Origin of the sequence: Dactylosporangium darangshiense (genome assembly GCF_039537565.1) — a bacterium.
GTDB lineage: Bacteria > Actinomycetota > Actinomycetes > Mycobacteriales > Micromonosporaceae > Dactylosporangium > Dactylosporangium darangshiense.
In genome coordinates this window covers 1-12,103 of the sequence record NZ_BAABAT010000102.1, presented here as the reverse complement: position 1 = coordinate 12,103, position 12,103 = coordinate 1, and the positions used below count along the sequence as shown (strand labels likewise).

Here is a 12,103-nt window from a genome sequence, read left to right as displayed (position 1 = left end):
CATGCACGTCACGACCGGGATCACGACGCGGGCTTGTCGACCGCACAGCTGTAGGCATGACCATGATTGTCTTGCCCACCAACGGCATCGACCCGCAACGACTCACCGCAAAATCGAAAGATCTTTAGTCTGTTAGCGCCGTAGGTAGCGGCCCACCAGTTCGCGCTGCGGCTCGCGAGGGATATCGCCCATGTCATAGATCGTATGTGCCGCGATGCTGCCACTCGCCGCTCGCGGCGGCCTCGAAGACATGGAGCTGGTCGGTGTACTGGCTGAACAGGTACAGCCACTCGTCCTGCGCGGCGGGCACGACGGCGCGTAGATCGGCCTGAACCCGGGGCGGAACGTTGTGGTGCGGATGCCCGGGGCCCGGCGCCGGCTCGTCGGGGAGCCGAAATCGGCTAAGGGTTGCCTCGTCGGCGCCCGCATCCAACGGAACATGATCCGCACGAACCCGATCGCATCGTCAGGGCCGAACGGCAACTCGACGCGCCGGTAGCGGAACGTGCTGCCGTCCTCATCGAGAAGGCCCACCAGGCTGTACGCGACCATCCCATTCCCCCTCTTCACGCAGCAGCGCACAAAGCTGCGGTGAAACTACCGCGGCCGTGGCCGACGCCACGCGGCGCATGCTCGACCGCCGAACGGGCCGCCGCCCACGCGCGGCCTGCAACGACGCCGGCCGGACGCAACAGGTCAGGAGTCAACGGAACCGGGGGCACTCCCTTTGCCATCAGGCTCTAACGGAACGGCACCTCCCGCAGATACGCACGGTGGCCCGCGAACAGCTCGCCGAGCGCATGAGCGCGGTCCGGACGCGCCCTCAGGTATCGGTCGAGCGCCGCGTCGAAGGCGTGGACGGCAGTGGTACGCTGCGGCCCCGACGCCCGCACCGCGGCGCGCAGCGCGTCGATGACGACAGCCGCGGCCGGGTCGGCGCTCACCGCGAGGGCGGTGTGGGCGCGCTCGTCGATGGCGGCGACCGCGCCGGAGAGCCGCTCGACACGCCCGTTCAGCATCGCCCGGTCGAGGAACTGCCGTTGACCGTAGAACCGCACCTCGAGCACGGCGAGCGGAAGGTCACCGCCGCGTCCCGCGTCCAACGCATCAGCACCGACATCGGCAGCCCCGATGTCGAACAGCTGCGGCGACACCCTGGGGCCGGTGTGCCTGGGCCGGGGGTGCAGCACGTCGTCGATCACATCACCGATCGTGCCGATCCGGGCGCCGGTGTACTCGTCGGCGAGCTCGACGGCCCAGAAGTTGTCCGGAACGTCCAGGTCGACGCCAAGCTTGCCACCGATGGTCCGGACGTGGTTGCGGATGTGGTCGGTGAGGCTCTGCTGCAGGATTGCGCGGACCGTGCCGGCGTTCGCCGCCAGGTAGGCACCTGCCTCGTCCGGCAGTGCCAAGGCCAGCGCCCACAAGGACTGGCGCGCAGCGACCGGCATGTAGGCCTTGATGAACCGCTCGCCGGTCGCCGCGAAGCTCAGTGCGGCGTTCAGCTGGATGTGGGCCAACGCGACCACGCCGCGCAGGGCAGCGTTCGCCGGGACGACGTCGAGCAGCCAGAAATCCCCCGATGCGAGAGCAGCCACGCCCGCGAAGTGCCTGACCACCTCCGACCCCGCGTCCACGGCTGCCCAGATGTCCAGCTGCTTGGGCTTGCGTGAGTCTTCGAGTTGGTCGGCGACGTGCTCGAGCAGTTCGGGGATTCCGGCGACCGGCACACCCACCGTCTGCTGCAGAAACAGCGCCCGTCCGGAGTAGATGCCGCGGTAGTGCCTGACCTCGGTGTCCCGGTAGCCCTCGGCCACCTCGAACTCCGGTGCCGGGAAGAGCTGCCCCAGCGTCACCTTCTCGCCGCCGGTCCACGTCTCATGCCGCGGAACACTGCCCAACCGGTCCAGGACCGCATCGACACGCGCCGCCAGCTCGGCCCGGGAACGCCGGTGGGGCTCACGGTTCAGACCCCACGGCTCGCGGAGCACCACCTCGGGCACCGTCATTTTGCGGCGCCTGGCGTTGCCCTGTTTGGACGCGTGCACCCGTCCGTCCGGTGTGACGTACACCCACCCGGTGTCGGCGACGAGCTCGATCACACCGTCGGCACTGCGCACCAACATCGTCTTCCCGGCGATGCGGTAGGGGTGCCTGGGGCGCACCAGCTCCATCTCGCGCTGCTCGACCTCGATACCCACGGCCCCGAAATCGTGGTAACGCGACGGATCAACCAACGCCTCCACCGTACGGCCGGCGGACGCAACCCGGTCACCCAGATCGACCATGCCGCTCAGATCGACCACCTCGCCACGGCCGTCGATCACCACAGCCCACGCCTCCGACGACAGCAACGCCGAATCCGACACGATCACATCCACATCCGCCGGGACGACCCGACCAGACTTACGCTGCGGATCCACCCAAAACTTACTCGACCCGATCGACCGGATCGCCAACGCATGACCACGCGGATCACGACGACGATGACTGTAACTGGCCAGAATCAGCGCCGTCCCGTCAACCGGCACCGCATCCACCAAACCACGCCAAGACCTAACCCGCGACCAGCCCCCCCTCGCAAGCACCGACGCCGCCACACCAGCCACACCACCACGACCAAACACCGAATCATCAACCCCCGCGAACCCCCGCGCAGCCGGCCCACCCCCCAACACACGAACAACCCCCGGATACAACCTCACACCAACCCCCGGATACAACCTCGCCGCCAACCCCCGCACCAACGACACACAATCGACAACACCCGCCGCGACTCCCGCATCGTGGACCTCATCGACGATACGGCGCAAAGCCTCAACATCAGGCACCACGGCAGGCCCCGACACCACCACATCGGAGGCAGCCATCTGCGGAACCGCACCATCCCCACCGTGCCCGGTGACGACCGCCCGCGCCACCGATGTGGCGACCTCCGGCGGCGTGATCACCAATCGCGGGACCTCTCCGCCTGGCGGGGTGACGACGATCGGCGGAACCACACCATCCCCACCGTGCCCAGTACCAACCACCCGCGGCACCGACGTGGCGACCTCCCCCGCGGTGGGCGGCGGGGCCGCCTCGATCGCCCCGGGCACGGTGAGGGCGGACGCGCCGCCGACGACGACGTAGTGCACCGCCTCGTCCGGCAGCGGCACCGATTCGGGTGTCCGCCCCGTGCGCCCGTCGATGACGGACACCCCGAACTCGTCGCGGACCATGACGAAGGCCCGCGCACCGGCCAGCGCGACGACCATGGTCCGCAACGGCGCCGCCGCCAACGCAGCGGTCAACCCCGCGACACCGGACACCCGCCAAACCCCCGCCGCACCCGCATACTCGGCCAGCAGCACCGCCTGCGGCCGACGATCGAACTCACCGGCCACCAGGTCGAAACCGAACGGCACACCAGCGACGCGCCCGCCGCCGGCGCCGGTCAGCGTCGCGGCAACCTCGATCGCCGCGAGCAGGGAACGCTCGACGAGGCCGACAAAGTCGGAGAACGCCGCTGTTCGCACCACCCACCCGTAACGGAACGGCACCTCCCGCAGATACGCACGGTGGCCCGCGAACAGCTCGCCGAGCGCATGAGCGCGGTCCGGACGCGCCCTCAGGTATCGGTCGAGCGCCGCGTCGAAGGCGTGGACGGCAGCGGTGCGGTGCGGCCCCGACGCCCGCACCGCGGCGCGCAGCGCGTCGATGACGACAGCCGCGGCCGGGTCGGCGCTCACCGCGAGGGCGGTGTGGGCGCGCTCGTCGATGGCGGCGACCGCGCCGGAGAGCCGCTCGACACGCCCGTTCAGCATCGCCCGGTCGAGGAACTGCCGTTGACCGTAGAACCGCACCTCGAGCACGGCGAGCGGAAGGTCACCGCCGCGTCCCGCGTCCAACGCATCAGCACCGACATCGGCAGCCCCGATGTCGAACAGCTGCGGCGACACCCTGGGGCCGGTGTGCCTGGGCCGGGGGTGCAGCACGTCGTCGATCACATCACCGATCGTGCCGATCCGGGCGCCGGTGTACTCGTCGGCGAGCTCGACGGCCCAGAAGTTGTCCGGAACGTCCAGGTCGACGCCAAGCTTGCCACCGATGGTCCGGACGTGGTTGCGGATGTGGTCGGTGAGGCTCTGCTGCAGGATTGCGCGGACCGTGCCGGCGTTCGCCGCCAGGTAGGCACCTGCCTCGTCCGGCAGTGCCAAGGCCAGCGCCCACAAGGACTGGCGCGCAGCGACCGGCATGTAGGCCTTGATGAACCGCTCGCCGGTCGCCGCGAAGCTCAGTGCGGCGTTCAGCTGGATGTGGGCCAACGCGACCACGCCGCGCAGGGCAGCGTTCGCCGGGACGACGTCGAGCAGCCAGAAATCCCCCGATGCGAGAGCAGCCACGCCCGCGAAGTGCCTGACCACCTCCGACCCCGCGTCCACGGCTGCCCAGATGTCCAGCTGCTTGGGCTTGCGTGAGTCTTCGAGTTGGTCGGCGACGTGCTCGAGCAGTTCGGGGATTCCGGCGACCGGCACACCCACCGTCTGCTGCAGAAACAGCGCCCGTCCGGAGTAGATGCCGCGGTAGTGCCTGACCTCGGTGTCCCGGTAGCCCTCGGCCACCTCGAACTCCGGTGCCGGGAAGAGCTGCCCCAGCGTCACCTTCTCGCCGCCGGTCCACGTCTCATGCCGCGGAACACTGCCCAACCGGTCCAGGACCGCATCGACACGCGCCGCCAGCTCGGCCCGGGAACGCCGGTGGGGCTCACGGTTCAGACCCCACGGCTCGCGGAGCACCACCTCGGGCACCGTCATTTTGCGGCGCCTGGCGTTGCCCTGTTTGGACGCGTGCACCCGTCCGTCCGGTGTGACGTACACCCACCCGGTGTCGGCGACGAGCTCGATCACACCGTCGGCACTGCGCACCAACATCGTCTTCCCGGCGATGCGGTAGGGGTGCCTGGGGCGCACCAGCTCCATCTCGCGCTGCTCGACCTCGATACCCACGGCCCCGAAATCGTGGTAACGCGACGGATCAACCAACGCCTCCACCGTACGGCCGGCGGACGCAACCCGGTCACCCAGATCGACCATGCCGCTCAGATCGACCACCTCGCCACGGCCGTCGATCACCACAGCCCACGCCTCCGACGACAGCAACGCCGAATCCGACACGATCACATCCACATCCGCCGGGACGACCCGACCAGACTTACGCTGCGGATCCACCCAAAACTTACTCGACCCGATCGACCGGATCGCCAACGCATGACCACGCGGATCACGACGACGATGACTGTAACTGGCCAGAATCAGCGCCGTCCCGTCAACCGGCACCGCATCCACCAAACCACGCCAAGACCTAACCCGCGACCAGCCCCCCCTCGCAAGCACCGACGCCGCCACACCAGCCACACCACCACGACCAAACACCGAATCATCAACCCCCGCGAACCCCCGCGCAGCCGGCCCACCCCCCAACACACGAACAACCCCCGGATACAACCTCACACCAACCCCCGGATACAACCTCGCCGCCAACCCCCGCACCAACGACACACAATCGACAACACCCGCCGCGACTCCCGCATCGTGGACCTCATCGACGATACGGCGCAAAGCCTCAACATCAGGCACCACGGCAGGCCCCGACACCACCACATCGGAGGCAGCCATCTGCGGAACCGCACCATCCCCACCGTGCCCGGTACCAACCAGCTGCGGCACGACGACCTCACCCTCCGGCGAGGCTTGGTCGGTGGATGTCCGCGGGTTGTCGGCCGGGGCTGGCGGCGTGTGTGAGGGGTGCGATGGGGGCGGTTCGAGCGGCGTCTGCGGTCGCGGGGAAGGTTCAACGGGCATTTGGCGCGGTTCTTCAACGATCTTAGGCGGCCCCGCCCGACGATGCATCTCGGCGTGGCGGCGTAGCGCTGGTCGGGGGTCGGCGGGTTGGGCGGGCGTGGCCGGCGGGGCGGGCGCCGCCGGCCCGGCCGCCGCGTCGAGTATGGACTGGGGGATGCGTGCTTCCACCATGGCTCGTACGTACCGGGGCGCTGTTGTCTTGGTTGTCCACTGTGGATTGCCGTTAGTGATGCCGCGCCATTTGATCCGCGACGACCGTTCGCCCGAGATACGCAGCACCACCTTCCGGTGGGCCAGCACCGTCGGGTCACCAGGGGTTTTCGGCGCAACGCCCTTGATCGCCCCGATGCGGGTACGGCGGCTGCCCGCGACGCGGCTCGACGTGGTCTGTCCGGCCGGTTCGCCACCGGTGGCGGCCGCACCCGCGTAGGTGACGTTCAACGTCGAAATGTTGCCGGGCGCGCTACCGAACTTGGGGTCGACGACGGCCCGGTTCAACCACCGGCTCAGGCCAGCCTGAACGCTCACACCTAGGTGCTGCTCCGTCGACGCGGCGGCACCGGAGCGCAGCGACCGGAACCGGGCGAATTCGAGCTGGGCGGCGGTCCCCTCGCCTACCCGGAAGTCTGGCTCGGGCGTGGCGGGCCGGCCGATCGCGTCGGGCGGCGACGTGCGGGTCTGCTCGATCCGGTCGGTTGACCGTTCCCACGCCGACGCGGCTAGCAGTTCGATGCGGAGCGTCTCCTGCCACTCGGCGCCGGCGAAGGCGTGGTCGATCAGGAAGGTGCGCTGCACCACACCGTGGTCGAACAGCCGCCGGAGTCCCGTCGTGGCGGCCGTCCCGGCGAGGAAGCGATCAACCTCCGCGGCCCCGAACCGAGACCCCATCGTGCCGGGCACCACACGGCTGGCCGCCGTGCGCAACTTCCGGTGTCCGTTGAACCAGCTCAGGCTGTAGCCGCGTGGCATCAGTGCGGCTTCGTCGCCGGTTCGGGGCGCTGTCAGATTTTCGTCGGCACGGATCTCCTCGGGTCCTTCGCTCGGCTCGATCAGCCAGTGTGGTGGTGTTGACTGCAACGGCCGTACGGTGGTGTCCTTCTCGGGCACGTTGACCGTAGACACGACCGGGATCCACACCGGTGCTGGGGCCGATCCGCTCAGTGCTCTGACCGCTCTCGGCCCGATCTGGTTCAACGGCGACGCCTCCAGCGGGGTGGTCCGGACCGTGATGGCCACCTCCATCGGGATGTCGAAGGTGGCCGAACCGTTGATTCGCGTGATCGCCAACCCGTTCTCGTTCGACCGGCTGGTCGCATCGCGTGACCACGACCGTGACACCACAGCGTTGAACGCGGGTGCATGCGTGCGCAGGGTGTCCGGTCGGCCCGGAACCGCGAACGGCGCCGTGGCGCTGAGGGTCCCCCCACGCAGCAACGAGGTCGCCCTCGACAGCGCGGTGGTCACCTGTTGATAGACCTCCAGACCCCCGCCGTGGACGATCCGGCCGAAGACCTTCCGGAGTTCGTCGAATGTGCGGTACCCATCGACCGGACGCACCGACAGCACTACCTCGCCCTGTACGGCCCCGCCGTGCTGGGTCGTGACAAACGGTAGCGACACCATGTCCACCGGGGCGTCCGGTGTGGCGGTGCCGCTGGTGAAGAAGCCTGCGACCGCCCCCCGCAACACCATCGGCGAGGACAGGTCCGCGATGGCCTGATGGACGCCGGGTTGGAACGTCGAGGAGCCCGGGATCGTCACGCCGGGAACGACGGCCTCCACTGCGTTGAGGCCAGACTCGTACAACGCGCGTCCCGAGGCGAGGTTGCTGGTGGGAGGCGTAGCCGCGAGCCATCCTGACGCGGTCTGCCACATCGCCGACATGCGGCCGGCCACGGAGCCCCAGACGGCCGCTGGACCACCGGCGGTTCCCGTGCCGATGGGCGGCGGAGGGTACGCGTGATGCGTCGGCAACAGGCCGCCTGTCGGTGTGCCCAGCATCGGTGCGCCTGCGGGTGCGGGGGTGGACGGCTGGATCTGTCTGACGTCCACGACGACGCCTTCACCCAGGCCCAACCGGGCCGCTAGCCGTCGCGGCGGATAGCGTACGGTCCGGTCCGGGTCGGACGTGTCCGCCGGATCGGCGTTGTCCAAGCTGCCGACCGGTTGCTCCCCCGCGGTTCGGGCGGCCGAGTCCCGCCCGCGTGTCGCCTCCTCCTCCAGCAACCGGGCCAGTACGTCGTGCGGCAGACCCACGATACGGTCGGCCGGCGGTGTGTCGGGAAACGCCGCCGCCTGTGCGGTCCAGACCTCGTACAGTTCCCGGAACGTGACGTAGGCCTCGACCGCATCGTCCACCACCAACGCCTGGCTGTGCTCCCAGGACGGACGGGTCGGGTCAAAAGGCGTGAAAGGCGCCAGCGGCAGCGCCCGCCAACCGCCGCGCGCCGTGCCGATGTAGGTCAGCGGAATCGTGATCGTGTACATGTCCTCCGACGTCGTCAGTACCCTCAGATCGGTGGTGCTCATCATGTCGCCCTCGGTCCGCCGCTCCCCTCTGGAGCCGGACAGGGTCACCGACGGTGCGACCGACCAGATACGGGACGCGGTCACGGCCGGGCCGACGGAGACGTCGCCCAGCCAGCTGCCGCGGTGCTGCCAGCCGTGCCCGCCCGCCTCGGTCACGACTCCTGAGTCCTCGATGTACAGCGGCATCTTGGTCTTGAATGTGGGGGCCGCGTGCTGAAATGCCCGCAATTCCAGCCAGCCCTCGTCCTGGCGCATCGCACCGGATTCGAAGAGCAGGTCTGAGGAGTGCACCCCGCGCAGCATCTGGTCGAGGTTGGCTCGCAACCGCGTGGGGCTGACGAAATGACGCCGGATCTGAGCAGACATCGTGGCGTCACTGGCCGGGCTCGGGCCCACCAGGCTCGACCACCACGCTCCTCGCGGCCCGCCGAACACGGCGATGAGAAGGTCCCGGAACATCGCGTTCAACGCGGCCGAACCGCCGACCCGCACCGCGCCCGGCAAGGTCGGCAGCAGCCCGGCCGGGGCACGTTCGAGGGCCCGTCGGTGCTCCGGGGTCACGGGTACGGGCGAGAGGGTGGGGCCGACGCGTTGGCCGGCCACGGCCCCCTGCGGGGCCCGCTCCACCCGATCCTGCGGCACCAGAACCCGGACAGATGCCTGCTGATAGGTCATTTGCGCAACGGCGGGCCCCCTGGAGTACTCCCACGCCGGCGTGTTGGAGTCCGGCCAGTACAGCGCCGCGTGCACGTGCAACCCGACGTCGAATCCGTGCAGGGTTCCGTCACTATCGGATTCCATAATGACCTCGCGGCCGAACGACGAACCCACCGACATCGTCCGGTTCGACTCCCAGCCGTACCCGACCGGCGCGGCCGTAGCCGACAACGACGGAACCTTCTTGGCGGTCGCTTTGCGGCCCAGCCCGATCGACACGTCGGCTTGAAGCCTGCCCTCCAGTGTGCCGGTGTCCATCAGCGAGCCGGTCACATCGGCGTCCAGCTCAGTGCCGGCGAACATCGACAGACTGCCGCTTCGTCCACGGTGGACAGCCGGGGTGTCGTCACGCGTCGCCCACCACCGCACAAACACCCGCTCCGTACCCCACTGTGTCGGCCGGAGCATCGGAAGCCAGATTCCGTCGGCCATCAGCTCGTCGTAGTTCTGCTCCCGGACGTACGCCGAGCGAACGTCCTCGAACTCCCGCAGGTTTTGCAACTGCAACGCCGTCGGGTCGGTCCCGTTCGGCAGGAAACCTTGTCTGCGTAACTCTGCAGCCAGCGAGGCGTCCAACGTCTGCTCCTGGGCGATGCGAGTGTCCATGCGAAACCCGGTCAGCACGGAGTACCCCGACCCGGTGCCGCGGTCGATATCGGCCGGGGCAAGCGTCCCCGTCTCGTCGGCATCCTCCAGCGGCATCGGTGCATAGCGAAGCCGCAGTCCTTGCCCTTGGTCGGAGGTCCCCGTCCACTCCGCTCGGACAGGATTGCCGGCCTGTCCACGCTCGAGTGTCGCTGTCCACACGACATCGGCGTCCATCACCAGGACGTCTCGTTCTGATTTGAGTCCCCGCATCACCGAGGCAAGGCCGCCGCCCTCCTGGGAGTGCCGGCTGCCCCAACCCCACCGGCCCTGCAACGCAGTACCGCCCAGGTGGTACGACCCCGCTTTCCGTAGATCGTCCAGATGCTTGGACTTGCTGGCAAAGCTGAAGCCCGGAGCGAATGTGAACGTCCTGGCATTGCGCAATGCGCTGGAGCCGAAGTCCCCCAGGCGGTTCAGGAAGTACATTTCAAACCTCGACGGGGTGCGTGACACTTGTCGTACGGGCTTGGCCTCGGCCCGCAACCGCACCATGCCCAACGGCCGGCCGTCGGAGGTCCACAAGGGATCCGACAGCAGGCCGTCGGTCCGCAGCCGGTCGAACCCGCCCTGCAGGTTCGACGCGTGCACGAAACGGGTCAACGCCCGCAGCGACTCGACGTGGAGGTCGGCCAAGACCCTCCGACCGTCGGCGCTGCCGTCCGGTCCAGTTTCCCGCAGCCGGGCGACCAGGTCAGTCAACAAGCTGCCGGGATCCTGCACAGTGTCGAGGACGACGGCTGGCTCGGCAATCAGTTCGTCTGCGGTTGGTAGCGCCGGATCGATGCCCGCGCGCCAACGCTGCGGTGTCACGATGTGCTGCGGCAGCTTGAGCCTGATCCGGTCATGGTCAACGGCCGGGTCCGGAGGCACACCGTCGAGCACACCCGCGTCCCCGCCCTCGGGAGATTGGACTGTGACGAACCACTTCACGCTGAACTCGTGCGCGTAGTGTGGCTCCCTGGTACGGAGGTACTGCGTCGCGTTCACACCCACCTCGACCGTTGCCGCACGCCGGAACTGGTTGTGCGTGATGGCCCCGCCGAACAGGAACGACATCGTCTTCAGGACGGGGAGTTTGCCGAGGCCGAAGAGCGGACGCAGGTTGAGCGGAAGGTCCCGGAACGTCTGAGCCTGATGGCTCGAACTGACGACCGTCGCGCTGGCGTTCCGGGTGTCCGCGGCCGTGGTCCGTTCGGCGTCGTTGTGTGTGACGACCGAGCCGGGCGGCGGATGACCAACCTCCGCCCGCACTGTCACCACGACCGCATGATCGCCTTCACCGACCACATAGGATGCTCCGCTGCGGGCCGCGATGGTCGGGAGGTCAGCGGTCAGGCCGTCTGCGGCGAACTGCTTTTCGATCGCCGCGACAAGGTCCGTCGGCAACTCGGCTCCGCGTTCGATGCGCTGTGCCGCCTGCAGATGTTTGCTCACCTTGTCGCGGACCACGCGCTGAACACCATGTACGGTGGCATCCGCGATCTCGATGTCGATCGCGAGCGACAGATAGGCGCGCCCGTTCTCCTGGTTCTCGAAGTCGGTGAAGACGCCCCGATCCGACCGGTGACGTGCCAGCACATCCGCCATCACGGAAACGTTCGCGCCCGACTCATCGTCTTCGCCGTTGCCCGCCCTGTCCCGCAGTCCCTGTTCGATGACCATCAGTTCCGCCGAGGTGAACCGATCCAGACCCTTCGTCAGCACGGCATAGTCCAGTGGTGCCAGCATTGCCGGCGCGGATGCCTCGATAGCGTTGGCGGCGTCGGCATCAAGCATCGCGACCCGGGCCTTGACGACCTCCGGCCATCCGTCCGTGGTGGCATCCGCTGAATCGGCCGTCGGCTCCCGGATGGCCAGGTCCTCGCCGGCCCTAAAGTACAACTCCGCGCGCACAAGGTTGTGCATGACCGTCGACAGCAGAGCGTCCGCGGTCTCGGGCAGCCTGTCCAATACGACTGTCCACTGAGCATGGTCGAAACGCACGCCGTTGCCTGGTCCGGCCAGTAGCCGCGGTGGCGGGAAGCCGACCCGCTCGGCGACCTGTGTTACGAGCCGATCGACCATGCGGCTTCGTTCGGCCTCACCTGCTGGCCCGTCCGGCCCCGTCTCCAACCGCGTCGCGGTCTCGTGAACGAGTTCGGCGACCCACTCCAGAACAGCAGGATCCGTCAACGTCAGCCGCCCGTGCCATCCCGGAACCTCGCCGGTGATCGCGGGTGTGTCGGGGGCGGTGCGCTGACCTGGCGCCGGTTCGGATACACCCTCCGCAACCCGGAACACCGGCTGACGGTCCGGATCAGCACCGGTCAGCCCGACCAACTCACTGCCGTCGGACACCCGAACACCCGCCGGCGCCACCAACCCAA

The 12,103-nt window shown here is 68.5% G+C and carries 2 protein-coding genes; both read right to left on the bottom strand.

Annotation, left to right across the window (positions count from 1 at the left end; all coding sequences use genetic code 11):
* Positions 1 to 193 precede the first annotated feature (193 nt).
* Complete coding sequence (locus ABD901_RS57195; protein ID WP_345144564.1) at positions 194 to 433, bottom strand: hypothetical protein; 240 nt, start codon at positions 431 to 433, stop codon at positions 194 to 196.
* A 307-nt stretch (positions 434 to 740) separates the two neighbouring features.
* Positions 741 to 12,074, bottom strand: a complete 11,334-nt coding sequence (locus tag ABD901_RS57190) for a hypothetical protein (RefSeq protein ID WP_345144562.1) — start codon at positions 12,072 to 12,074, stop codon at positions 741 to 743.
* Between the last annotated feature and the right edge of the window lie 29 nt (positions 12,075 to 12,103).